Source organism: Paraburkholderia unamae (assembly GCF_003096875.1).
GTDB classification, from domain to species: domain Bacteria; phylum Pseudomonadota; class Gammaproteobacteria; order Burkholderiales; family Burkholderiaceae; genus Paraburkholderia; species Paraburkholderia unamae.
Genome location: NZ_QEOB01000016.1, coordinates 1 through 23,217, shown reverse-complemented (window position 1 = coordinate 23,217; position 23,217 = coordinate 1). Strand labels below are relative to the sequence as shown.

Here is a 23,217-nt window from a genome sequence, read left to right as displayed (position 1 = left end):
CGCTAGTCGTCCCTCGGCAGATACAACTCGGCGTCGAGCCCGGCGATACGCCCGTCCACCACGCGATTGCGCAGCACGAGCGTGCCGCCGTGCGCGGCCGCCACGCTGCGCGCGATCGTGAGGCCGAGGCCGGTGCCGCCGGGCGCGTCGGCTGCGCGTGGCGCAATGCGGAAATACGGCTCGAATACGCGCTCCCGCATCGCGTCATCGGCAATGCCGGGGCCGCGGTCGCCGATCACCACGCGCACGCCGCGCCCCTCGTCGCTCACGCTCACCGCCGCTTCGCCGCCGTAGCGTATCGCGTTGTCGAACAGGTTTTGCAGGCAGCGCTTGAGGTTGCGCGCGAAGCCCGGCACGGGCGCGCGCACGCTGCCGGTGACGCTCGCGCGATGGCCCTGTTCGCAGGCGTCCGCGGCGAGTCCTTCGAGCATGGAGGCGAGGTCGATGCGCTGGCGCGGCTCGGTGATCTCGACGCCCTGCACGGCGTCGAGCGTGGCGCGCACCATGCCCTCCATCTCTTCCAGGTCGCCGCGCAGGCGCTCGCGCCATGCGGGGTCCGGCAGCATTTCCGTGCGCAAACGCAGGCGCGTGAGCGGCGAGCGCAAGTCGTGCGAAACCGCGCTCAGAAAGCGCGTGCGCGCGGCGAAGCTCTCGATCAACTGCTGCTGCATGGCGTTGAACGACTGCGCCGCGTTGCGCACTTCGCGCGGCCCCGCCTGCGGCAAGGGCGCGCGGTAGATGTTGCGCCCGAGCGATTCGGCGGCCGCCGCGAAACGGCGCAGCGGCGCCAGCGCGAAACGCACCGCGACGAAGGCGATCAGGCAGATGGCCGCGAAGCGAATCAGATAGATGCGCAGCAGGTAGTCGAGCACGAGCGCGCCGCGCTCGGTGTGCATGCCCGCCTGACCTTCGTTCGCGCGGATGTCGAGCCATCCCTGGCCGGGCACTTCCACCTGCACGTGGAAGACGCCGGTGGGCATGCGCGAATCGAACAGGCTCAGCACGCCGGTGCGGCGCTGCTCGTCGTCGCGCACCTGGGCGCTGATGAGATGCACGCCGATGGGCTCGCCAAGGCGCTTGCGGATCACGCCCGCGATCAGTTCGGCGGTGGCGCGCTGCGCGAGCGACAGCGTGACCGGAACCGGTTGCGGCGCGCCCTCGATCCATTGCAGGCGATAGCGGTCGTCGCCGAGCGTGGCGACGATCGCTTCGCGCGTGGCGGCGTCGGGCGCGTGCTCGACGAGGCGCACCGTATCGGCAAGCCGGCTGCCGAACAGGCGCGCGGGAATTTCCAGCGTGCGGTTGTCGTGCGTCTCGAACCAGATCGTGCTGGTCAGCAACTGACCCGCGAACATGCCCGCCGCGAGAATCAGCACGAGGCGGCCGTAGAGGGTGTCGGGCCACAGCCGCAGCCTCGAAGCGTATTGCGCGAGCCGCCTCACGTTTCGTACCCGACGTCCGCCACGAGCATGTAGCCCTCGTTGCGCACGGTGCGGATGAGCATGGCCTCGCGCGCCGAGTCCCCCAGGTGCTGGCGCAGGCGGCTCACGCACACGTCGATGGCGCGGTCGAGCGGCGTCAGGCTCTTGCTGAACACCTGGTCGAGCAGAAACTCGCGCGAGAGCGGCCGGTTCGGATGATCGAGCAGGGTGCGCAGCGTGCGGTAGTCCGAGCCGCCGAGCGAGACGACCACGCCCTCGGGCGAGCGCATCTGCTTCATGCGCGTGTCGAGACGCCAGCCCGCGAAGGTGATGAACGCGTTCGCGTCGGCCGCGCGCGCGCCCGGCACGGCGCGCGTGCGGCGCAGGACCACCTTGATCTTGGCGACCAGCTCGCGCGGATCGAACGGCTTGGGCAGATAGTCGTCCGCGCCCATTTCGAGGCCGAGGATGCGGTCGAGCAAGCCGCCGCGCGCCGACAGGATGATGACGGGGATGTCGTGGGCCCGGCGCAGCTCGCGCGTGAGGTCGAGGCCGTCCTCGCCGTCGAGCATGAGGTCGAGCACGATCAGGTCGACCTGGGCGGTGCCGAGTATCTGCTTCATCTGCGCGCCGCAGGTGGCGGCGCTCGCCTGGTAGCCCATTTCGCGCAGGTAGTCGCGCAACAGGTGGCGGATATTGGCGTCGTCGTCGACGACCAGGATGTGATCCATCTTTTTCTCTTGCCGGCGCGCCTCGCAAGCCGCGCCAACACATTCCATTACAAAACGGCCGGTTTCAACACATCGCCATTACAAACGGCCGTTAAAGTTTCGTTCGCAAATAGCAATCGTTCGCATTTACTGAATATATCATGACGACCTTTCGTTTGATCCAACGGGCGCAGCGGGCCGCGGCAGTGGCGAGCGCGGCGGCAACCGCAATGGCGACCGCCGCGCTCATGATTGGCGTGACCACCCATGCCGCACAGGCCGCCACGCCCGCGGCGGCGCAGGCCGTGAGCGCCGCGAATGCCACCAGCGCCGCGAACGCCACAAGCGCGCCGCTCGTGGTGACCGATCTCGCGGGCCGCACGATCAAGGTGCCCGCCGAGCCGCATCGCATTCTGCTTGGCGAAAGCCGCCTGCTCTCGGCGCTCGCGTTGCTCGAAGGGCAGAAGCCGCTGGCGCGCGTGGTGGGCTGGCAGGGCGATCTGCCTGCGATGGACCCGCAAACCTACGACGCCTACGCGCAGCGCTTCCCCGAGATCCGCCAGATTCCGCTCATCGGCCGGGCGACGGAGGACAGCATCAGCGACGAGAAGGCGCTCGCGCTCAAGCCCGATGTCGCGATCTTCAGCATTGCGGGGCACGGGCCGAGCCGTTACAACGCGCTCGTCAAGCAACTGGAGGCCACCGGCACGACGGTGGTGTTCGTCGATTTCCGCGTGCACCCCATGCAGAACACGCTGCCGAGCATCAAGCTGCTTGGCGAGGTCCTGCATCGCGAGAAGGAAGCCGATGCGTATATCGCGTTCTATCAGCAGCATCTCGCCGCCGTGCAGCGCGTGGTGAACGCGATTCCTGAGTCGCAGCGGCCGAAGGTCTTCGTCGACATGCTGGCGGGCGTCTGGGACGCGGGCTGCTGCCACACGGCGGGCAAGGGCAACTTCGGCGAGTTCGTGGACGCCGCGGGCGGGCGCAATATCGCGGCGGGCCTGTTGCCCGGCGTGCTCGGCGACATCAGCATGGAGCAGGTGATCGCGGCGCGCCCCGACGTCTATATCGCCACGGGCAGCCGCACGAAGCCGGGTCTCGCCTCGCTGCGCGTGGGCGCGCTCACGAGCGCGCACGACGCCGAAGCGAGCCTCGCGCAACTGGCCGCGCGCCCCGGCTTTGACGCGATCAAGGCGATTCACGACGGCCGCGTGCACGGCATTTCGCACAACTATTACGACTCGCCGTACAACATCGTCGCGATCGAGGCGTTCGCGAAGTGGTTCTATCCGCAGCAGTTCCGCACGCTCGATGTGCACGCAACGGAACACGCGTTGTACCAGCGTTTCCTCGCGATTCCCGATACGGGCACGGAATGGGTCGACGCACCGTTGCCGCAGGCGCAACAGGCCGCGCGATGAGCAGCGTGCGTTTCACCGCCGAGGCCGCCGACGCCGCACAGCCCGTGGACGCCGCAAGCGACGCCCATGCGCAGATGCGCGCCTACGCGCGCCTCACGCGCCGCCGCGCGCTGTGTCTCGCGGGCGTGGCGGTGCTGATCGTCGCGTCGCTGCTGTTCGATCTGAGTTCCGGCCCCTCTGGCCTGCCCGTCGCCACGTTGCTGCGCACGATCTTCCTGCCCGCCGGCGCCGATCCGGCCAACAGCGTGATCGTCTGGCAGATCCGCCTGCCTTATGCCGTGATGGCGCTCGCGGTGGGCGCCTCGCTCGGCCTTTCGGGCGCGGAGATGCAGACCATCCTCAACAATCCGCTCGCGAGCCCCTATACGCTGGGCGTGTCGGCGGCTGCTGCCTTTGGCGCATCGCTTGCCATCGTGCTCGACGTGGCGATTCCCGGCGTCGCGCAAACGTGGATCGTGTCCGCCAACGCGTTCGTGTTCGCCTTTGCCTCGGCGTTGCTGCTCGATTTCGTCGCGCGCTGGCGCGGCATGAGCACCTCCGGCGTGGTGCTGATGGGCATCGCGCTCGTGTTCTCGTTTCATGCGCTTGTCGAACTGATGCAGTTCATCGCCTCCGCCGACGCGCTGCAAGGGCTCGTGTTCTGGACGCTCGGCTCGCTCGCCCGCGCCGACTGGCCGAAGATCGGCGTGCTTGGCGCGGCGCTGGCGCTCGCCATGCCGTTCTCGATGCGCAACGCGTGGACGCTCACCGCGCTGCGCCTGGGCGAGGAGCGCGCGGCGAGCTTCGGCATCGACGTGCGCCGGCTGCGCCTGGGCACGCTGTTGCGCGTGTCCGCGCTCTCGGCGCTGGCGGTGTCGTTCGTGGGGACCATCGGCTTTGTCGGCCTGATCGCGCCGCATATCGCGCGCACGCTGTTCGGCGAGGATCATCGCTTCTATCTGCCGGGCAGTCTCCTGCTCGGCGCGCTGATGCTCTCGCTCGCTTCGATCGCCTCGAAGCTGCTCGTGCCGGGCGTGCTGATTCCCGTCGGCATCGTCACGGCGCTCGTGGGCATTCCGCTGTTTCTCGGCATCGTCGTGCGCTCGCAGGGGGCCGCGCAATGAAGGGGCTCGCGATTCATGCGCTTTCGGTGCGCTACGGCAAGCGCGAGGTGTTGCGCGAGTTGAGCGCCGGGCCGCTCGCGCGCGGCGAGATCACGGCGCTGCTCGGGCCGAACGGCAGCGGCAAATCCACCTTGCTGCGCACGCTGGCGGGCTTGAGCGCGCCGAGCGGCGGTTCACTCACGCTCGATGGCGCGCCGCTCAAGCTGTCGGTCGCGGGTGCGCGCTCGCACAGCGTGGTGTATCTGCCGCAGGCGTTGCCCGCGGGCGTGCGGCTCGGCGTGCTGGAGTCGGTGGTGGTGGCGGCGCGCGCGGGGCGCGAGCCCGTGCTGCAACGTGGCGCGTCGTCCACGCAGATCGCACAGGCCCACGCGGTGCTGGAGCGCCTCGGCATTGGCGCGCTCGCTGCCCGCTCGCTCGACGCGCTTTCGGGCGGCCAGCGTCAGCTCGTGGGCATCGCCCAGGCGCTGGTGCGCGATCCGCAGGTGCTGCTGCTCGACGAGCCGTGCTCGGCGCTCGACCTCAATCACCAGTTTCAGGTGATGCAGGTGGTGCGCGAGGTGACGCGCGAGCGCGCGATCGTCACCGTCGTCGTGCTGCACGACATCAACGCCGCCGTGCGCGGCTGCGACCGCGCGATGCTGCTGCATCAGGGACGCATCGCACGCTTCGGCGCGCCGGCCGACGTGGTCACGGCCGATAGCCTCGCCGAAGTGTTCAGCGTCCGCGCGCGCATCGAGCCATGCTCGCGCGGACAGCTTCAGGTTCTGATCGACGGTCTCGCCGGTCAGCAGGGCATCGCCAGCCGTCTCTAGCACGGCCCAGCCAGCCCGTTCAATCCGCCGCTTCAGCACACCGGCCCCGCATGCGCGCATGCGGGGCCGGGTCGTGCGCTGCGCGGCGCTCGCCCAATGAAAACTCGAAGGACAACAATGAAAAAGACCCTCATCGCCGCCGCCTTTACCGCGATCTATGCTTGCGGCGCCCACGCGCAAAACAGCGTGACGCTCTACGGCGTGATCGACGCCGGCCTCTCGTACAACAGCAATGCGGGCGGCCATAGCTTGTGGGCCGCGGGCAGCGGCAACGTGACGGGTAGCCACTGGGGCGTGACCGGCAGCGAGGACCTGGGCGGCGGCACGCACGCCGTGTTCCGGCTGGAGAGCGGCTTTAGCGTGACCAACGGCTCGATGCGCCAGGGCGGCCGCCTGTTCGGCTACCAGGCCTACGCGGGCCTCGACAACGCACGCTACGGCGCGCTCACGTTGGGCCGCCAGTACGACTCCGTGGTGGACTATCTCGCGCCGCTCAGCTTCACGGGCCGTCATCCGGGCGGCAACAATCTCGCGGCGCACCCGTACGACAACGACAACCTCAACAATTCGTTTCGCGTGAACAACGCGGTGAAGTACGCGAGCGCGAACTACGGCGGCGTGAAATTCGGCGCGCTGTATGGCTTCTCCAACGAAGCGGGCGGCTTCGACGACAACCGCCTTTACAGCTTCGGCGCTTCGTACGACTTCGGCTCGCTCCTGTTCGGCGCGGGCTATCTGCAAGCGAACAACGGCGGCAGCGCCAACACGAACGGCGCGCTCACGCTCACCGACCGTACCTTCGTCGCCAGCCAGCAGCGCACCTATGGCGCGGGCGTGAACTACCTCATGCGCCACGCGCGCGTGGGCTTCGTCTGGACCCGCACGCAACTCGGCGGCCTCGACACCATCAACGGCGCGAACAGCCTTGGGCTCACGCAAAACGGCCAGGGCGCGAGCTTCAGCAACTACGAAGTGAACGCGAGCTATGACTTCACGCCGCAATTCACCGTGACCGGCGAATACACCTTCACGCAGGGCGCGCTTTCGACGGAGGGCGGCGAGCATCATCCGCGCTGGCACGAGGTTTCTGTGCAGGCCGACTACTTCCTGTCGAAGCGCACCGACGTGTACGCGCAAGCGAGCTACCAGCACATCGGCGCGGACGGCTCGGGCCTCGGCGCCGACATCAGCGGCCAGTCGCCTTCCTCCACCGATCAGCAGACGGTGGTCGCGATCGGCATGCGGCACCGGTTCTAACGAACCGTGGCGCCGGCGGGCTCGCTCAAAATTCCATGTCGAGCTCGTCGATATCCTCGGTTTCCGATTGCGCGGCCGCGATCCATTCGGCCACATAGGGTTGCTTGAGCACGCGCATGCAGTACTCGCCGATATCGGCGTCGAGCGGCACCTCGTAGGTCAGAAAGCGCGTGACGACGGGTGCATACATCGCGTCGGCCGCGCCGATCTCGCCGAACAGCCAGGGGCCGCCGTAGCGCGCGAGGCAATCGCGCCAGATCGTGAGAATGCGCTCGATGTCGTCCTGCGCGCGCGACCAGATGCGAAAGCTCGGAAAGTGGCCGCGCAGGTTCATCGGCAGCGCGGAGCGCAGGGCGCTGAAGCCCGAGTGCATTTCCCCGCAGACGGAGCGGCAGTGCGCGCGCGCGTTGCGCTGCGCGGGGAGCAGCCGCGCCTGCGGGCGGATCTCGTTGAGGTATTCGCAGATCGCGAGCGTGTCCCAGATCTCGATGCCGTCGTGCCGCAGGCAGGGCACGAGGATCGAGGGCGAGAGCAGCAGCAGTTCGGCGCGCGCCGCGGCGTCGTCGATGGGGACGGCGAGCGTTTCGAATTCGAGTCCCGCGAGTTTCGCGAGCAACCAGCCGCGCATGGACCACGACGAATAGTTGCGGCTGCTGATCGCCAAGGTCGTGGGCATGCTCGTATTCGTCTGACTCATGCGGCATCTCCGGTGCGTGAGATTCAGGGCGGCGCGTGCGTTCGTCGTCGCGGCATCGCGCCATGGTGTCTTCGCGTCTTCGCGCGTGACGGCGGCGCGCACGCCGCACGGGCGCGCTGCACCACGAACGCCGTGGCGGCGCACTGTTTTGCGGCATGCGCGGGCGTAACGAAGCACGGGGAAGCACGGGCCCGCGAGGCGAGCGCGCCCGTGCCCGGCGCGCCGCGCGCCTGCGCACACGGCATCGCGCGCGCGGGCCACCGGCAAGACGTGCAATCGAAGGGTGCAAACACCGTGCCAGTGAAATGAGCCGCAAGCCGCCGTTTGCCGATGTGCTGGCATATGTATTGCCTCTTGAGCGTTCACACCATTCGAGAGCCCGCGCCCATGAACCTGCTTGCCTATTCGGCCTACCAGGCGATGGCTGACCTGACGCTACCCTGGCGCGCCACGGCCACGCTCGCACGCAACACCCTCGCCGCGTGGCCCGCGCTCGCGGCCGGTCTCGACGCGCGCACCATCGACGCGGGCTGGGAACTGATCGAGATGGCGGGCCTCACGCACGCGCGCCCGCCATTCGGCATCGACGCCGTGCAGGTGAACGGCGCGAGCGTACGCGTGACGGAGGAAGTGGTGAAGCGCACGCCGTTCGCCACGCTCCTGCGCTTTCGCAAGGACACGGCGGCGCCGCAGCCGCGCGTGCTGCTCGTCGCGCCCATGTCGGGGCACTTCGCGACGCTCCTGCGCGGCACCGTGCGCACGATGCTCGCCGATCACGACGTCTACATCACCGACTGGCACAATCCGCGCGACGTGCCGCTGATGGCGGGGCGCTTCGGCTTCGACGAATATGTCGAGCACGTCATGGCGTTTATCCGCGCGGTGGGCCCCGACTCGCACCTCATGGCGATCTGCCAGCCCACGGTCGCCTCGCTCGCGGCCGTTTCGCTCATGGCCGCCGACAACGATCCGGCCCAGCCGGCGAGCATGACGCTCATGGCCGGCCCGATCGATTGCCGCGTGAATCCCACGGCCGTGAACGCGCTGGCCAACAGCAAGCCGATCGAGTGGTTCGAGCGCAATCTCATCAGCGCCGTGCCGGGCGGCTTCGCGGGCGCGCACCGGCGCGTGTATCCGGGGTTCGTGCAACTGGGCGCGTTCATGCAGATGAATCTCCAGCGCCATCTTGCGTCGTTTTCCGATATGCGCCGCGAGCGCGCGAAGGGCGACCCCGCCAAAGCCGATTCGATCCGCGCGTTCTACCGCGAGTATTTCGCCACCACCGATCTCACGGCGGAGTTCTATCTGGAAACGGTGCGCTCGGTGTTTCAGGAGTACGCGCTGCCGCTCGGCAAGCTCAAGGTGGGCGAACGGCTCGTCGAGCCGCACGCGATCCGCCGCACGGCGCTGCTCACGATCGAAGGCGAAAAGGACGATATTTGCGCGGTAGGGCAGACGGTGGCCGCACAGGCGCTATGCTCGGGGCTGCGTCCTTACATGAAGACCCACCACGTGCAGACGGGCGTGGGGCATTACGGCGTATTCAACGGGCGGCGCTGGGACACGCAGATCTACCCGCTCGTGCGCGCCACGATTCACGATCACGAGCCGCGCGCGCGGCGCTTTGCCTCCACGGCGGCAGCGGGTGGCGCGGATCAGGTCACGCTGCGCGCGCTGCTCGACGCGCAGACGCATGCCGCCGCGGCGATTTCGAAGGCCGCGGAAGCACCGTCTAGATAGCGATGAGGGGGGCGGCCGCGCCGGGGCCGATGGCGGGGAGGGGCGCGGGATTCGTGGTGCTTATGGTGTCGTCAATCGCGTCGTCAAGCGCGCTTTCGATTGCACATTCAACCGCAATTTCGCCTACATCGTTCAGCGCGGCGGCCACGACGCCCGCGAGCATCGTGCCGCGGCATGCCGGCGAGCCGCAGCGGCAAACATAGTCGCGCTGGGTTTCCTCGTCCGCGTCGTCGGGCAATTCGAGCGCGTAGTCGATGAACAGCTCCTCGCCCGGCAGAATGTCGCGGCACGCGTCGATGAACACGTGACCGTCGATCTCGACCGTCTCGCAGTTCGCCTGGCACGCGTGATTGAGCCAGCGCGCCCAGTTGCCGCCCTGGCCGCCGTCGATCACGCGCCCGTCCGAAAGGCCGAAGAGGAACGTATGCGCGTCGTCTTCGCGCGTGCGGTAACGCCGCGCGGCGTTGCGCCAGCTCATGATCTTGCCTTTGTATTCGAAGATGCGTTCACCGGCCCGCAGCGGGCGCAATGCATAGACGCCTCTTCCGTGCACCGGCGAACGCCGGACAGTCATTCGTTTGCTCATGGCCATGTTCACGCGTTGAACGCGTGCAGTATAAGCGGCCAATGTGAAAGCGAACAGGAAATTTGCGCGCACTGCGCGCGGCGCGCCCGACACCCGGCAGTTGACCTCGCGACCCGGCTCAGTGCACCATAGTTGGGTTTATTTGGCGACGTTCCGGTTACATTTTCTTTGAGTGGGGACTATGGCGAGTACGAATGAGCCAGGCGCAGACGCCTCGTTGACTTACCGGCTGAAGGCATTGACCAAGATTGCCGATCGCATGAGCAGCGAGCTCTCGCGCGAAAAGCTCGGCGTGCCGTATCCCGAGGCGAGCATTATCGCGGCGATCGGCACGTTCGGGCCGCAAACGGTCATGGACATTTCGCGCCGCGCGAATCTCGACAAAAGCCAGGCGAGCCGCACGGTCGAGGCCATGCTCGCGAAGGCGATTCTCACGCGCGCAGGCAACGACAAGGACGGGCGCAGCGTGATCATTTCGCTCAGCGCCGAAGGGCGGAAGATCTTCAAGAAGATCGGCCCGACGCTCGACAAGCGCGATAGCGACCTTTATCAGAGCCTCAATGACGCGGAACGCCTGGCGCTGCGCTTCCTGCTCGACAAGGTGCTCGCATCCCACGGCTGGGACGCCACGCCCTGATTGCCTCGTTGCGGCATGCCGCGTGAACCGGCGTGCCCCGCGTGACTTTCCGCACATGGCTTCCAGGTGCGCGCTCAGTCATTGAATTGTCATCGAAATGCCGTGTGGAACGCCGCGCCGTTTCGCCACGGCGGGCTGGCTCACGCGCTGTGGCGCCAACGCATAAAAGAATGGCATTTGAAGCAAAATGCGCGGCGCGCAATTCCCGTATCGTTCGCTCACATTGAATAGCCTGCCGCACGCGCCGCGTAAATCGCCGGCAACCGCGTGCGGAGTCAATTTCTATCTGGAGCGAGACGAAATGAACGACATCACCACGGAAAGCCACGAGACGGGCACCGAACCGGGCAGCGGCGCGGACCGCGCAAGCCTTGGCACTGCAACGCGTTCGTCATCCAACTGGGCATGGGCGACGCCGACAAGCCAGTACGACTGGATGGACGGCCACGCGCCGTTCGCGTCGCTCGACCAGCCGTCCATTGGTTGATATGTCATACAAAATGACGTTTGCTCGACGGCCGCCGGTATGGCCGTTCACGAAGGCGCGCCCGAGGGCGCGGCCTTCGCGACCGTCAGGCGAAGCAGCACGCTGAGCGTGTCGTCGGCACCGCTCGCGATGAGTTCCGCGCCGAGACTCGCGGCGAGCGCCGCGTCCACTAGCAGCGCGGGCGCTTGTGGCGGCGGGCGTCGCGTCGCCGCGCCGCCTGACCCGGCGCGCGGCGTGTCGCGCATCTCCAGCTCGATCTCGACCAACGCCCGGCTCTGGGCGCGCGTGCGCAGGGCAATATCGAGCGGCGCGTGGTGGACGGCATCGCTTGCGCGCGCGAGGAGGCCGCGCACGAGCAACTGATACCGCTGCTTGTCGATCCACACGTCGAGCGGGCCGCCCGCAGGCGCGTCGAATGTGAACAGCGCTTGCGGGTGGGTGCGGGCCGCCGCGCGCAGCGCCTCCCCGGTGATCTGCGCAATGTCGCAACGTACCGGCGCGATGCCGGCATTGGCCGCGTCGGCCTCGATCAGCGCCTGGATATTGTCGAGCCGCGCTTCGATGGCGGCGATCGCTTGCGCGGCGGTGTCGGCGCCGTTTCCGTTCGCGAGCGTTGTCGTGACCGTTGCCGTCACCGTCGAGGCGACTTCGAGACCGGCCAGTTCCCGGCGCAACGCCTCCACGGCCTCGACCAGCAGGCGGCTGCGCGCCCGGCTTGCGCTCTGCGCGCGTTCCTTCGCTTCGCGCAACGAAAGAAAGGCCTGCTCCTGCTCGGCCATGTTCTGCACGCCGCAGATCATCGCCACGGTCAGACCTTGCCGGTTGCGTATCGGCGCGCCCCAAACCAGCCCGGCCAGCGACTCGCCCTTGTAGGTCAGCACCACTTCGCGCGAAAACGAAGTTGCCTGTCTCACGGCGTCGATGAACACGTCTTCGAGCGTCACCGCCTCGTCGGCGCTCAACACGTTCAGCTCGCTCAGGCGCTTGCCGATCACGTCGTCGAGCCGGCGTTCGAAACGGCCGAGCAGGAACTGGTTGGCAAAGAGCAGGCGGCTTTCGACATCGTTGATGGAAATGCCGGTGGGTATGGCGTCGAGTATCGTGCGCAGCAGCTCGCGCCCCTGGGCATCGGTTTTCCACGGCTTGGGCGGCTCGCCGCCCGCGACGTGCCCGGGCCCCAGGATGTTGTTGCGCCATGCCAGCTCGGCCAGTTCCATCATGTTGTCGAGCTTGAGCTTGCGAAAGAGCCGCAGCTTGTAGGTGCTGACCGTGCGGTCGCTTAGCAGCAGTTCGTCGGCGATCGCGCGGTTGGTGTAGCCGCTCGCGAGGTAGTAGAGCACGCTCATTTCGCGCGCGGAGAGGCTGCGCAAGCGGTCGGCTTCCGCAAGATCACCGGCGTTGGCCGGGCCCGCAGCCGGTGCGCGCGCCGGAAAGAAGGCGCGGTTCTGGAGCAGGCTGCGCACGGCAAGCGTCAACTCGCCCAGGTCGCCGCGCTTGCTCACGAATCCCGAGGCGCCCGCCTCGATGCATAGTCCAACGAAATGTTCGCTATCTTGCGACGCCAGCACGAGCGTCTTGAGGTCGGGTTCGCGCTGGTGCAGCCGCCGCACGACTTCCAGACCGCCCAGCCGCGCAAGCCCGAGCCCGGCCACGATCAGGTCGGGGTGCAGTTCGTGCGCGGCGCGCAGCGTGTCGAGACCGTCACCGCTTTCGAGCAGGACTTCGAATCCTTCCTTTTCCAGCAGTAAGCGAACGGCATGCCGGGTGACGGCTTGTTCGTCGGCAATGATGATACGGCGCATCGGCTCGCTCCCCGGGCGCCGCCGCGCGCTTGCCCGCGTCGGCCGGACGCCCGCTTGTCGTGGGACCCCTACGGTGCGATACCGGAGCCCATGACTGACGCGCTCCGCACGCGGTCCGATCATAGCGTCGCCACGCGAATCGCGACGCCTGGCCGGCTCTCGCCTGGTTGCCTGGCTCTTGCCTGTGTAGTGCGCGCACTACAGCGGTTTGCCCGCCCCGGTGATTTAAGGCTGCCCCTGCGGTTTCGATAATGGACCTCAATCAGGACACGATTGGGAGTCGAGGCCATGAACAAGATCTACCGCAACGTCTGGAACGCGATCACCGGCACCTGGGTTGCCGCTGCGGAAACCGCGAGGGGCAGGGGGAAAGGCGCAACGAAGCAAGGCGCGGTCGTGCTCGCGGCGCTCGTGCTGTCGAGCGTAGGCGCGTTGGACGCCGCGCACGCGGCCAACGGCTTTGCCGCGGGCGGCGGCACCGTCGCGACGCAAACGGGCATTGCCATAGACGGTTCGGACTCCAGCACGACGACGTGCGTGTCGGGCACGGGTTCGACCTATGCGAGCGGCACCAATTCGCCGATCGCGATCGGCTGCAAGACTACGGCGACGGGTGACAGTGCGATTGCGCTCGGCGCGTTTAGCCAGGCGCTCAGGGATCGCTCGATCGCGATCGGGCAGTCCGCGAAGGCCAACGCCGTGGGTGCGCTCGCGCTCGGCGCTTTCACGCAGGCCGCCGGAGACCAGTCGGTTGCGCTTGGCGAATCGGCGCTGGCTTACGGGATCAAGTCGCTCTCGCTCGGCTATGACGCGAAGACTTACGACAACTACGCGGTCGCGCTCGGTCCCACGAGCGTGGCGAACAAGGACTATGCGCTGGCGATCGGCAGCGAGGCGCGCGCGATGAATACGGCCTCCATCGCGTTTGGCGGCAAGAGCACGGCGACCGCCGACAACGCCATGGCGATCGGCAATGGTTCGAATGCGGCCGCCGCGAACAGCATTGCGCTTGGCCGTGGCGCGAACGCGACTGCCGATGCCGATGTCTCGGTCGCCGCGGGCTACCAGGCGAGCGCCGCGCAAAGCGGCGCGCTCGCGCTCGGCGCGGCCTCGTCGTCGGCTTCGGTGAAATCGAGCGCGCTCGGCTACGGCGCGAAAGTGGAAGCCCGGTCGAAATACGGCACCGCGCTCGGCGCGAACGCCGGTGTTGCTGAAGGGGCCGCGTATTCGGTGGCCGTGGGCGGCGGCATGACGCCCGCAACCGGCATTGCCGACAGCGAGCGCGCCGCCGCGCAGGTGGGCACGGGCGCGTCATATGGCGTCGCCATCGGCTCGGGCGCGCAGGTCGCCGTCAATGTCGCCGAGGCGACCGCAGTGGGTTCGCGCGCAACGAGCGCCGTGAAAGGCGGCGTGGCGCTCGGGGCGGGCTCCCAGGCTTCGCGCGGCGCGGGCGTCGCGGGCTACGTGCAGCCGGGCGCGGGCGGCGCGGACCAGACCGCCGTGGCGGCCACGCGATCGACCTCCGGCGCGCTGAGCGTGGGCGACGAGTCGAGTGGCCTTTACCGGCAGATCACCGGCGTAGCCGCAGGCTCAAAGGCCACCGACGCGGTGAACGTGGCGCAGTTGCAGGCCACTGCCAATCAGGTGACGACGCTCGGCGACACCGTGAACCAGATCGACACGAGCGGCACGCGCTACTTCAAGGCGCGCGGCAACGGTCAGCAGGACGACGCCACGGCAGCGGGAGAGAACAGCGTCGCCGCGGGCGAACGCTCGCTGGCGCAGGGCGCGGGCTCCGTTGCGCTCGGCTCGCAGGCGCTCGCCGGTTCGGCCGACGCGGTCGCGCTTGGCCGCGGCGCCGTTGCCAGCGGCTACTGGGCGACGGCGGTGGGCTCGGGCGCATCGGCCTCGGGTACGGGCAGCATCGCGCTCGGTGAAAGCGCCGCCTCGGGCGATTGGGGCACCGCCATCGGCACGCATGCGCGCGCAACGGGGCAGCGCTCGGTCGCGCTCGGCGCCGATGCGGACGCCACGAAAGACGACGCCGTAGCGATAGGCCGCGCGGCATCCGCGGCACAAAACGGCGTCGCGCTGGGCTCGTATGCGCAGGCCGCGCAGAACAGCGTGGCGCTCGGCGACCATGCGAGCGCCACGCGTGGCGCGATGACCGGCTATGTCGACGGAACCGGGCAGTTGCATGGTCAGAACTCCATCGGAGAACTGAACATTGGCAGTGTCGACGCCGCAGGCCAGGCGGGCAGCCGTCAGATTACGGGCGTTGCGGCGGGCACGGCGGCAACCGACGCCGTGAACGTCGCGCAGTTGAACCGCACGCGCGAGCAGGTGGACGAAAACCGCCTGGACATCGACCACCTGAAGAAGACCGGGCAGGACGCCGTGTTGTACGACACGCCGGAGCACGACTCGGTGACGCTCGGCGCGGGGCGAACCGGGCCGGTCCGTTTGGCGAACGTGCGCGACGGCCGCGTGACCCGTGACAGCACCGACGCGATCAACGGCAGCCAGTTGTATGGCGCGAGCGAATCGGTGGCGAACGCCATTGGCGGCGGCTCCGGCGTGGACAGCAATGGCGCGGTTACCGCGCCGACCATTCGCGTCAACAACGCAACCTATCACAACGTGACGGATGCGATAGAAAACGTCGATGCGCGGACAACCACGAACACGACGGAGATCGCCAACCTCACGAAGAACATCACGTATGGCACGCTCGGGCTCGTGCAACAGTCGGATGCCGGCGCACCGATCACGGTGGGCAAGGACACCGGCGGGACGCGGGTGGACTTTTCGGCGAGCGGCGGCGACGCGCGGCAACTCTCGGGCGTGGCGGACGGCCTTGTTTCGGCGGCCAGCCTCCAGGCGATCAACGGCAGCCAGTTGCACGGCGTGAGCGAATCCGTCGCCAACGCGCTGGGCGGCGGCTCGTACGTGAAGAACGACGGCACGCTCTTTGCGCCCACATACCGGGTGGGCGGCAATACGTATCAATCGGTGGGCGGCGCGATCGAGAATATCGACGGGCGCGTCACGACCATCGAGAGCACCGTCAACAACATCAGCACGCAGATCGGCAAGGGCGAGCCGGGCCTCGTGCAACAGGATGCCTCCACGGGGGCGATCACGGTTGGCGCGAACACGGCGGGCAGCACGGTGGACGTGAGCGGCACGCAAGGCGCACGCACGGTCACGGGTGTCGCTGACGGCGAAATTGCGTCGGGTAGCGTGGATGCGATCAACGGCGCTCAACTCTACGCGCTCGCGCAGCAGATCGGCACGGTGAACGACACGGTCTCGCTGCATCAGCAGAGCATTGGCGACACGCTCTCGCAAGCGAATGCCTACACGGACCAGCAGGTGAATTCGGCATTGCAGAATTCATATGGCTATACGGACCGCCGCATCGCCAGCGTGCGGCGCGATGCGAGCGCGGGCACGGCGGCCGCCATGGCGATGGCCGGACTGCCGCAGGCCACGCAGCAAGGCCGGGGCATGACCGCGCTCGCGGGCTCGACCTACGACGGCCAGGCCGCGCTCGCGCTGGGTGTCTCGCGCATGTCGGGCACGGGCAAGTGGGTGATCAAGGGATCGGCTTCGACCAACACGCGCGGCTATTACGGGTTCTCGGTCGGCGCGGGGCGGCATTGGTGAGGGCCCGTGAGTACCACAATGAGCGCCGGTGGGCGCTCACGGCCAGGGCTGGTGCGTTACGCGCTTTTCGGCGCCTGAATCATCTTCCAGCCGTTGCCGGCCGGATCGCGAAAACCGGCGTCCACGCTGCCGTAGCGGTCCACGGGCTCCTGCGTGAACTCCACGCCAAGCGCCTTGTAGCGCTCGTAGCTCGCGCGGCAGTCGGCCACGGCAAGAACGAGGGGCGGCATGGCGCCTTTGGCCACCATGGCGCGCAGGGTTTGCGCGGTGGCCTCGTCGTGAACGGGCGGCCCCGGCAGAAAGAGCCCGAGCTGAAACGAAGGCTGCTCCGGGTGCTGCACCGTGAGCCAGCGGTACGCGCCGTTGCGCACGTCGGTATGCACGCGGAATCCGAGTTTGTCGACGTAAAACTTGAGCGCTTCGTCCTGGTCGTCCACATACAGGCCCACCACATTGATTCCCTGGTTCATGTCACCTCCTTGATAGATGGACGCACTGTAGCGTTGCCCGCGCGGCGGCGCTTCTCCAAAACTGCTGTGGTGAGGTCGGGGCGTTGCGCGGCCTTCAGCACGCAGGCGGGCACGCGGTCCAGCTCGGGCAGGGACGCCTGGGCGGCGCTGCGCGCGGCGCTCGGGCTCAGGCCGGTCACGTCGCGAAACGTGCGGCCGAACGTGCCGAGACTCTCCCAGCCCGTGGCGAAGGCGATTTCGGTGATGCTCAGGTCGGTGTCGCGCAGCAGCGTGGTGGCCTGCTCGATTCGCCGCGTGAGCAGGTAGCGATGCGGCGGCAGGCCGAAGGCGCGCTTGAAGGAGCGCGCGAAATGCGCCTCGGAAACGCCGCTCACCTCGGCGAGACGCTTGACGGGCCAGGCTTCGTGCGAGGCGGCGTCCATGCGGTCTTTCGCGCGCAGCAGGCGGCGCAGCAGGGCCGGGTCCTGCAAGGGTTCGGTATCGGCTTTCCCCGGCGGCCGGGCGGCCGGCGGGGCGTGTTGTGCATGTCGGGCGGCGCGAGCGGGCATACGTTCGGCTGAAGTGAGCGGTATGCCGGTAGTTTACGCCCTGCCGCGCAGCGCGCGCCCGCAGCGTCGGCCGTGTCGCTCAAACGGGCCGCGCCACTGGTCGAGGCAACGTGCCGCTGCCCTCGAATACGGCCACCGCGTCCTCCAGCCGCTGCGTGCGCGCGCCGAGCGCCCCGGCTGCGGCGGCGGACTCGTGCACCATGCGGGCGTTCTGCTGCGTCACCTGGTCGAGGTGCGCGATGGCGAGATTCACCTGGCCGATGCCCTCCGACTGCTCCTTCGTCGCGAGGCTGATTTCGTGGATCAGGTCGGCCGCGCGCGTGACCTGGCCCATGATGTCCTTCATCGCGTCGCCGGCCTTGCTGGCGAGGTCGCTGCCCGCCGTCGTCTTGCGCACGCTGTCGTTGATGAGCGTGGCGATTTCCTTGGCGGCGTTGGCGCTGCGCTGCGCGAGCGTGCGCACTTCAGCGGCCACCACGGCGAAGCCCCGCCCCTGGTGGCCGGCGCGCGCGGCCTCCACGGCCGCATTGAGCGCGAGAATGTTGGTCTGGAACGCGATGCCGTCGATGATGCCGATGATCTCGCTGATGCGCTTGCTCGCCCCCGCGATTTCGCCCATCGTCGCGACGACCTGGCCGACGACTTCGCTGCCCGCCGCCGCCGCGTGGCGGGTCGAGCCCGCAAGCTCACTGGCGAGCGCGGCCGTCCCGGCGTTGTTCTTGACCGTCGCCGTCATCTGCTCCATCGACGCCGCGGTTTGCTCCAGGCTCGCGGCGGCTTCTTCGCTGCGCCGCGACACTTCCTTGTTGCGCGTGGCGATGTCGGCGCTGGCGTCGCGCAGGCCGCCAAGCTGCTCGCTCACGTCGTCGGCGAGCGAGCGCAGGTTCAGGCCCGCCTGACACACGGCGCGCTGGAGCATGCCGATCTCGTCCGCGCGATTCACGTGGGCGTTGCCGGCCGACTGGCCCGACGCGACGGCCAGCGACTGCGCGAGCACGCGCGAGAGCGGCCGGGCGATCTGCGCTTCGAGCCAGATCGCCGCGACCAGGGAGACGGCCGCGACCGTGCCGGCGAAGCCTTCGATCATCGCGCCGCGCAAGCCGAACAGCAGGCCGCTTGCGGCGATGAGCGCGAACGAGGCCAGCATGGCGGAACGAATGCGCCACCTGAGCGGCATGAACTGCAAGAGCGACATCCACGCGAAGGCGCCGTTGCGCACCACGAGTCCCTGGTGGAACGCGCGGCTGCCCGCCTGGTTCTCGCGAAAGTCGCGGTAGAGTTTTTCCGTGGCGGCGACTTCCTCGCGGCCGGGTTGGGTGCGCACCGAGAGGTAGCCCGCCAGCCGTCCGTCGCGAAACACGGGCGTCGCGTTGGCGCGGACCCAGTAGTGATCGCCATTCTTGCGGCGGTTCTTGACCAGTGCGGTCCACGATAAACCGGCCTTGAGCGTGGCCCACAAATCCGCAAACGCTTGCGGCGGCATATCGGGGTGACGCACCAGGTTGTGCGGCTGCCCGAGCAGTTCGTCGATGGAGAATCCGCACGCCTTGTTGAATGCGGCGTTGGCGTAGATGATCTTGCCCGCCGTGTCCGTCATGGACAGGAGCGTGGCGTCCGCCGCTATTTCGTATTCTTGTTGGGTAACGGGTAGATTCTCGCGCACGTTGTACCTTTCGGGTCCGGGCTCAGTGGCGAAACAGCGCACTGAAAGCCCGGCTCAATAGTGACCGTAGCGCGAGGATATTTCAGAAATCCGCTGCGACAATACCGATCTCACCGGCGCGCATGCAATTGCGACCATACGCCGCAATCGCAAACGTTTAGCGATGTTTCGCCGGCACATGCGGGGTAATCTTGCCGGGCGTCCTACTTCAATCGTCCTGCCAGGAATTGCTGAAGCCGCTCGCTGCGCGGCGCGTTGAGCACTTCCCTCGGATCGCCTTGCTCCTCGATCTTCCCCTTGTGCAGAAATACCACGTGATTCGACACGTTGCGCGCGAAGCCCATTTCATGCGTGACGACGATCATCGTGCGGCCTTCTTCCGCGAGCTTCTGCATGACCTTGAGCACTTCGCCCACGAGTTCGGGGTCGAGCGCGGACGTGGGCTCGTCGAACAGCATCACTTCGGGCTCCATGGCGAGCGCGCGGGCAATCGCCACGCGCTGCTGCTGGCCGCCGGAGAGGTGCGACGGATACTTGTGTTCGACACCGGTCGCGAGCCCCACCTTGTCGAGGTACTTGCGCGCGCGCGCTTCGGCCTCGCTGCGGCTCAAGCCGAGCACGCTCACGGGCGCTTCGACGATGTTCTCGAGCACGGTCATGTGCGCCCAGAGATTGAAATGCTGAAAGACCATCGAAAGGCGCGTGCGCATGGACTGCAACTGCTTCGGGTCGCTCACGCGCAGCGCGCCGCCGCGATCGGCGCTCGTGCGGATTTCCTCGCCGTTGAGCGTGATGCGCCCCGAGCAGGGCGATTCGAGGAAGTTAATGCAGCGCAGGAACGTGCTCTTTCCCGAGCCGCTCGAGCCAATCAGGCTGATCACGTCGCCAGCCTTTGCCTTGAGCGATACGCCCTTCAAAACTTCGTTCTCGCCGAACTTCTTGTGCAGGTCGTCGACAATCAGCTTGTACATTCTCGATACACTCCATCAGGACTGCGTGCAATTCAGTGGCCTTGCGGCTTGAGGTAAGCCAGCATGCGGGTTTCCATGCGGCGGAACGCCCAGATCAGGCCGAATACGATCGACGCGTAGAGCGCCGCCGCAATGCCATACGCCTGGAACGTCATGTAAGTGGCGGAGTTCGCGTCGCGCGCGACCTTCAGGATGTCGGGCACGGTGGCCGTGAACGCGAGCGTCGTGGCGTGCAGCATGAGGATCACTTCGTTGCTGTACGAGGGCAGGGCGCGCCGCAATGCGGAGGGCAGGATGATGCGCGTGTAGACCTTGGTCTTCGACATGCCATAGGCCTGGGCCGCCTCGATCTCGCCGTACGAAGTCTCGCGAATCGCGCCCGCGAGAATCTCGGTGGCGTAGGCGCACTCGTTCAGCGCGAACGCCAGCAGCGTGCAATTCATGGCGCTGCGAAAGAAGTCGCCCAGCACCGCGTTCGAATGCACGAAGTGCAGGCTGTAGATGCCGGTATAGCAGAGCAGCAGTTGCACATAGAGCGGCGTGCCGCGAAACACATACGTATAGACCCAGACCGGTCGCGAGATCCACGGATTGCGCGACGCGCGCGCAATGGCGAGCGGCACGGCAAGCAGGAAGCCCGCGACGATCGAAACGACCAGCAGCCAGAGCGTGATGACGAGGCCGCTCGAATTGAAGCCGTCGCTGTACAGATAGTTCGGCCAGTATTGACGAATCAGTTCGATCACAGCGCTGCCCTCCGCACACCGGTCGAATAGCGCTTTTCGAGTCGGTGCAATGCCAGATTGGAAACCGTGGTGATGGCGAGATAGATCGCGCCGGTCACGAGCGTGAAAAAGAAGAACCCCTGGGTGGCCTTGCCCGCGTCCTGCGCGGCCTTCACCACGTCGGCGAGACCGATGATCGACACGAGCGCCGTGGCTTTCACGAGCACCTGCCAGTTATTGCCGATGCCTGGCAGGGCGAAGCGCATCATCTGCGGGAACAGGATGCGCGTGAACACACGCATGGAGCTCATGCCATACGCGAAACCGGCTTCGATCTGCCCGCGCGGCACCGCGAGAAATGCGCCGCGAAACGTTTCGGTGAAGTACGCGCCGTAAATGAAGCCGAGCGTGATGACGCCGGCCACGAACGGGTCGATGTCGATCTGGTCCATGCCCAGCATGTCGGTTGCGTCGTTGAGCCAGATCTGGATGCTGTAGAACAGCAGCAGCATGAGCACGAGGTCGGGCACCGCGCGAATGAGCGTGGTGTAAGCGGTGCCCACGCGCGCGAGCACGCGGTTGGGCGAGAGCTTCGCGGCCGCGCCCGCGAGCCCCAGCACAAACGCCGCGGCGAGCGAGAGCAGCGCGAGCTTGATGGTTTCCCACGTGCCCGCGAGCAGCAGCGGGCCGAAGCCTTGAAATAACATGGCAGGAAGTCCTCTATCGATGCAGGGAAAGACCGCGGCTCAACCGCCGTACACGTCGAAGTCGAAATACTTCGACTCGATCTTCTTGTACGTGCCGTCCTGGATCATGTCGGCGATCGTCTTGTCGATCTTCGCCTTGAGGTCCGCGTCTTCCTTGCGCAGGCCGATGGCGGCCGCGCCCGTGGGAATCTCCTGGCCGGCGAACGCGAAGCCCGCGCCGCGCGGCGTTTTCAGGAAGCCCAGATTGGCCTGCACTTCGTCTTGCAGCGCGGCGTCGAGGCGGCCCGACTGGAGGTCCAGATACACCTGGTCCTGGTTCTGGTAGGGAATCACGTTGATGCCCTTGGGCGCCCAGTTCTCTTTTGCGTAGGTCTCCTGAATCGAGCCCTGCTCGACGCCAACCGTCTTGCCTTGCAGCGACGCGATGGTCGGCTGCAACGGCGAGCCCTTCTTCGCGACGAGACGCGTGGGCGTGTTGAAGAGTTTCGCGGAGAAGGCGATCTGCTGCTCGCGCTGCGGGGTGATCGTGAGCGCGGAGAGCGCGCCGTCGAACTTCTTGGCCTTGAGGCCCGGAATCATGCCGTCGAAGTCCTGCTCGACCCATACGCACTTCGCGTTCAGCCGCTTGCAGATCTCGTTGCCCAGGTCGATGTCGAAGCCGACCAGCTTGCCGTCGGGCGCCTTCGACTCGAACGGCGCATAGCTCGCGTCGGTGCCGAAACGGATGGTGGTCCAGTCTTTCGCATACGCGCCACCGGCGGCAAGGGCGAGGGCGACACACAAGGCAAGTTTCTTCATGAAGTCTCCGATAGGAATAGAGGACGCCTGTGGCCGGTCGTGCAGCGGAGTCCGGTCCGGCAAGTTGTCTATACAATTATCGATGTGTCGAAAAGTCGGGCAATCGGTGTTATCACCTGGGGATTTCACTGTGCCGTAAACGAAAGACGGCGTAATTCAGGCGTCAGGAAGCGATGGTGAGGGTATACGTGGAGCAGATTGAACTTGTATAGACAAGCTCGCTTCGGTAATCTGACTCCACCTTGTCCAGACAACTTTGACACTGCGATGATCATCAAACTGACCCCCGGCCATCTGACCCTGCCCCAACTGCGCCAGATCGCGCGTTCCACCGAAAACGGCGGCGTGAAGCTCGAACTCGATCCGGCCAGCTTTGCCGCTATCGACGCAGGCGCGCGCGCCGTTGCCGAGATCACGGCGAAGGGCGAACCCGCCTACGGCATCAATACGGGCTTCGGGCGTCTGGCCAGCACGCATATTCCGCGTGACCAGCTCGAACTGCTCCAGCGCAATCTCGTGCTCTCGCACGCCGTGGGCGTGGGCGAACCGATGGAACGTCCGGTCGTGCGCCTCCTGATGGCGTTGAAGCTCTCCAGCCTCGGTCGCGGCCACTCGGGCATTCGCCGTGAGGTGATGGACACGCTCATCACGCTCTTTAACGCCGACGTGTTGCCGGTGATTCCGGTGAAGGGCTCGGTGGGCGCTTCGGGCGACCTCGCGCCGCTCGCGCATATGTCGTGTGTGTTGCTCGGCGTGGGCGACGTGTTCGCGAAGGGCGAGCGCATGAGCGCGCAAGAAGGGCTGCGGCTCGTCGGCCTCAAGCCGCTCGCGCTGCAAGCGAAGGAAGGGCTCGCGCTGCTCAACGGCACGCAGGCTTCCGCCGCGCTTGCGCTCAACAACCTCTTCGCGATCGAAGACCTGTACCGCACGGCGCTCGTGTCCGGCGCGCTGAGCGTCGACGCGGCGGCCGGTTCCGTGAAGCCGTTCGAT

Annotated in this window: 20 protein-coding genes and 1 pseudogene; 9 read left to right on the top strand and 12 right to left on the bottom strand. The window is 67.1% G+C overall.

What is annotated here, in order from left to right; translation table 11 throughout:
* Window positions 1-2: 2 nt before the first annotated feature.
* Both C7402_RS29635 and C7402_RS29630 read right to left on the bottom strand, forming a co-directional pair.
* Window positions 3-1,442, bottom strand: coding sequence for an ATP-binding protein (locus C7402_RS29635; protein ID WP_224038747.1), 1,440 nt, complete (start codon window positions 1,440-1,442; stop codon window positions 3-5).
* The gene (locus tag C7402_RS29630; RefSeq protein WP_116613294.1) at window positions 1,439-2,152 is read right to left on the bottom strand and encodes a response regulator; all 714 of its coding nucleotides are present in this window, start codon (window positions 2,150-2,152) and stop codon (window positions 1,439-1,441) included. Before C7402_RS29630 ends, C7402_RS29635 begins: the two co-directional genes overlap by 4 nt.
* Before the next feature lie 227 nt (window positions 2,153-2,379).
* On the opposite strand from C7402_RS29630, the gene C7402_RS29625 reads away from it, so the two are divergent.
* From C7402_RS29625 to C7402_RS29610, 4 genes are all read left to right on the top strand, one after another.
* Window positions 2,380-3,555: an ABC transporter substrate-binding protein gene (locus C7402_RS29625; RefSeq protein WP_425273812.1), complete on the top strand. Its 1,176-nt coding sequence runs from the start codon at window positions 2,380-2,382 to the stop codon at window positions 3,553-3,555.
* Window positions 3,556-3,629: 74 nt separating this feature from the next.
* Window positions 3,630-4,658, top strand: a complete 1,029-nt coding sequence (locus tag C7402_RS29620; protein WP_244314978.1) for a FecCD family ABC transporter permease — start codon at window positions 3,630-3,632, stop codon at window positions 4,656-4,658.
* The gene (locus tag C7402_RS29615) at window positions 4,655-5,470 is read left to right on the top strand and encodes an ABC transporter ATP-binding protein (RefSeq protein WP_116613159.1); all 816 of its coding nucleotides are present in this window, start codon (window positions 4,655-4,657) and stop codon (window positions 5,468-5,470) included. Before C7402_RS29620 ends, C7402_RS29615 begins: the two co-directional genes overlap by 4 nt.
* A 117-nt stretch (window positions 5,471-5,587) precedes the next feature.
* Window positions 5,588-6,727 (top strand): porin, encoded by a 1,140-nt coding sequence (locus C7402_RS29610; RefSeq protein WP_116613158.1) that lies wholly within the window; start codon window positions 5,588-5,590, stop codon window positions 6,725-6,727.
* 25 nt (window positions 6,728-6,752) lie between these two features.
* Here the strand turns inward: C7402_RS29610 and C7402_RS29605 are convergent, their stop codons facing one another.
* Window positions 6,753-7,424 (bottom strand): glutathione S-transferase family protein, encoded by a 672-nt coding sequence (locus C7402_RS29605; RefSeq protein WP_116613157.1) that lies wholly within the window; start codon window positions 7,422-7,424, stop codon window positions 6,753-6,755.
* 387 nt (window positions 7,425-7,811) lie between these two features.
* Here C7402_RS29605 and C7402_RS29595 point away from each other — a divergent pair, with 387 nt between their 5' ends.
* The gene (locus C7402_RS29595; RefSeq protein WP_112173445.1) at window positions 7,812-9,164 is read left to right on the top strand and encodes a polyhydroxyalkanoate depolymerase; all 1,353 of its coding nucleotides are present in this window, start codon (window positions 7,812-7,814) and stop codon (window positions 9,162-9,164) included.
* A 154-nt stretch (window positions 9,165-9,318) separates the two neighbouring features.
* Here C7402_RS29595 and C7402_RS29590 read toward each other — a convergent pair.
* A pseudogene (locus C7402_RS29590) lies at window positions 9,319-9,750 on the bottom strand (SET domain-containing protein); the annotation flags it as partial.
* Between the two features lie 181 nt (window positions 9,751-9,931).
* Here C7402_RS29590 and C7402_RS29585 point away from each other — a divergent pair.
* Together C7402_RS29585 and C7402_RS46475 are read left to right on the top strand one after the other, a co-directional pair.
* Complete coding sequence (locus tag C7402_RS29585; RefSeq protein WP_112173444.1) at window positions 9,932-10,387, top strand: MarR family winged helix-turn-helix transcriptional regulator; 456 nt, start codon at window positions 9,932-9,934, stop codon at window positions 10,385-10,387.
* A gap of 301 nt (window positions 10,388-10,688) precedes the next feature.
* Window positions 10,689-10,874 (top strand): hypothetical protein, encoded by a 186-nt coding sequence (locus C7402_RS46475; RefSeq protein WP_133254583.1) that lies wholly within the window; start codon window positions 10,689-10,691, stop codon window positions 10,872-10,874.
* A 47-nt stretch (window positions 10,875-10,921) separates the two neighbouring features.
* On the opposite strand, the gene C7402_RS29575 is transcribed toward C7402_RS46475, so the two are convergent.
* Window positions 10,922-12,676 (bottom strand): response regulator, encoded by a 1,755-nt coding sequence (locus C7402_RS29575; RefSeq protein ID WP_165842024.1) that lies wholly within the window; start codon window positions 12,674-12,676, stop codon window positions 10,922-10,924.
* Between the two features lie 288 nt (window positions 12,677-12,964).
* Between C7402_RS29575 and C7402_RS29570 the strand changes: the two genes are divergently transcribed.
* Complete coding sequence (locus C7402_RS29570) at window positions 12,965-16,345, top strand: ESPR-type extended signal peptide-containing protein (protein ID WP_116613154.1); 3,381 nt, start codon at window positions 12,965-12,967, stop codon at window positions 16,343-16,345.
* 56 nt (window positions 16,346-16,401) lie between these two features.
* Here C7402_RS29570 and C7402_RS29565 read toward each other — a convergent pair whose 3' ends face one another.
* The 7 genes from C7402_RS29565 to C7402_RS29535 form a co-directional block, all read right to left on the bottom strand.
* Window positions 16,402-16,815, bottom strand: a complete 414-nt coding sequence (locus tag C7402_RS29565; protein ID WP_116613153.1) for a VOC family protein — start codon at window positions 16,813-16,815, stop codon at window positions 16,402-16,404.
* The gene (locus C7402_RS29560) at window positions 16,812-17,363 is read right to left on the bottom strand and encodes a helix-turn-helix transcriptional regulator (protein ID WP_116613152.1); all 552 of its coding nucleotides are present in this window, start codon (window positions 17,361-17,363) and stop codon (window positions 16,812-16,814) included. The genes C7402_RS29565 and C7402_RS29560 overlap by 4 nt, the downstream gene beginning before the upstream one ends.
* A 79-nt stretch (window positions 17,364-17,442) precedes the next feature.
* On the bottom strand, window positions 17,443-19,026 hold the full coding sequence (locus C7402_RS29555) for a methyl-accepting chemotaxis protein (protein WP_116613151.1): 1,584 nt from the start codon (window positions 19,024-19,026) through the stop codon (window positions 17,443-17,445).
* Between the two features lie 203 nt (window positions 19,027-19,229).
* Window positions 19,230-19,997: an ABC transporter ATP-binding protein gene (locus C7402_RS29550; RefSeq protein ID WP_112173437.1), complete on the bottom strand. Its 768-nt coding sequence runs from the start codon at window positions 19,995-19,997 to the stop codon at window positions 19,230-19,232.
* 32 nt (window positions 19,998-20,029) lie between these two features.
* Complete coding sequence (locus C7402_RS29545) at window positions 20,030-20,743, bottom strand: ABC transporter permease (RefSeq protein ID WP_116613150.1); 714 nt, start codon at window positions 20,741-20,743, stop codon at window positions 20,030-20,032.
* Window positions 20,740-21,429 carry an ABC transporter permease gene (locus C7402_RS29540; RefSeq protein WP_116613149.1) on the bottom strand — a complete coding sequence of 230 codons (690 nt, stop codon included), beginning with the start codon at window positions 21,427-21,429 and terminating at the stop codon, window positions 20,740-20,742. The genes C7402_RS29545 and C7402_RS29540 overlap by 4 nt, the downstream gene beginning before the upstream one ends.
* 39 nt (window positions 21,430-21,468) lie before the next feature.
* Window positions 21,469-22,227, bottom strand: a complete 759-nt coding sequence (locus tag C7402_RS29535) for an ABC transporter substrate-binding protein (RefSeq protein WP_112173434.1) — start codon at window positions 22,225-22,227, stop codon at window positions 21,469-21,471.
* Between the two features lie 270 nt (window positions 22,228-22,497).
* Here C7402_RS29535 and C7402_RS29530 point away from each other — a divergent pair.
* On the top strand, window positions 22,498-23,217 hold a 720-nt coding region (locus C7402_RS29530; RefSeq protein ID WP_208949026.1), incomplete at its 3' end, for an aromatic amino acid lyase.

Coding starts and splice junctions, on each gene's coding strand:
- C7402_RS29630 (WP_116613294.1), bottom strand. CDS start 2,152: ATGGATCACATCCTGGTCGTCGACGACGACGCCAATATCCGCCACCTG.
- C7402_RS29625 (WP_425273812.1), top strand. CDS start 2,380: ATGATTGGCGTGACCACCCATGCCGCACAGGCCGCCACGCCCGCGGCG.
- C7402_RS29620 (WP_244314978.1), top strand. CDS start 3,630: ATGCGCGCCTACGCGCGCCTCACGCGCCGCCGCGCGCTGTGTCTCGCG.
- C7402_RS29615 (WP_116613159.1), top strand. CDS start 4,655: ATGAAGGGGCTCGCGATTCATGCGCTTTCGGTGCGCTACGGCAAGCGC.
- C7402_RS29610 (WP_116613158.1), top strand. CDS start 5,588: ATGAAAAAGACCCTCATCGCCGCCGCCTTTACCGCGATCTATGCTTGC.
- C7402_RS29605 (WP_116613157.1), bottom strand. CDS start 7,424: ATGAGTCAGACGAATACGAGCATGCCCACGACCTTGGCGATCAGCAGC.
- C7402_RS29595 (WP_112173445.1), top strand. CDS start 7,812: ATGAACCTGCTTGCCTATTCGGCCTACCAGGCGATGGCTGACCTGACG.
- C7402_RS29585 (WP_112173444.1), top strand. CDS start 9,932: ATGGCGAGTACGAATGAGCCAGGCGCAGACGCCTCGTTGACTTACCGG.
- C7402_RS46475 (WP_133254583.1), top strand. CDS start 10,689: ATGAACGACATCACCACGGAAAGCCACGAGACGGGCACCGAACCGGGC.
- C7402_RS29575 (WP_165842024.1), bottom strand. CDS start 12,676: ATGCGCCGTATCATCATTGCCGACGAACAAGCCGTCACCCGGCATGCC.
- C7402_RS29570 (WP_116613154.1), top strand. CDS start 12,965: ATGAACAAGATCTACCGCAACGTCTGGAACGCGATCACCGGCACCTGG.
- C7402_RS29565 (WP_116613153.1), bottom strand. CDS start 16,815: ATGAACCAGGGAATCAATGTGGTGGGCCTGTATGTGGACGACCAGGAC.
- C7402_RS29560 (WP_116613152.1), bottom strand. CDS start 17,363: ATGCCCGCTCGCGCCGCCCGACATGCACAACACGCCCCGCCGGCCGCC.
- C7402_RS29550 (WP_112173437.1), bottom strand. CDS start 19,997: ATGTACAAGCTGATTGTCGACGACCTGCACAAGAAGTTCGGCGAGAAC.
- C7402_RS29540 (WP_116613149.1), bottom strand. CDS start 21,429: ATGTTATTTCAAGGCTTCGGCCCGCTGCTGCTCGCGGGCACGTGGGAA.
- C7402_RS29535 (WP_112173434.1), bottom strand. CDS start 22,227: ATGAAGAAACTTGCCTTGTGTGTCGCCCTCGCCCTTGCCGCCGGTGGC.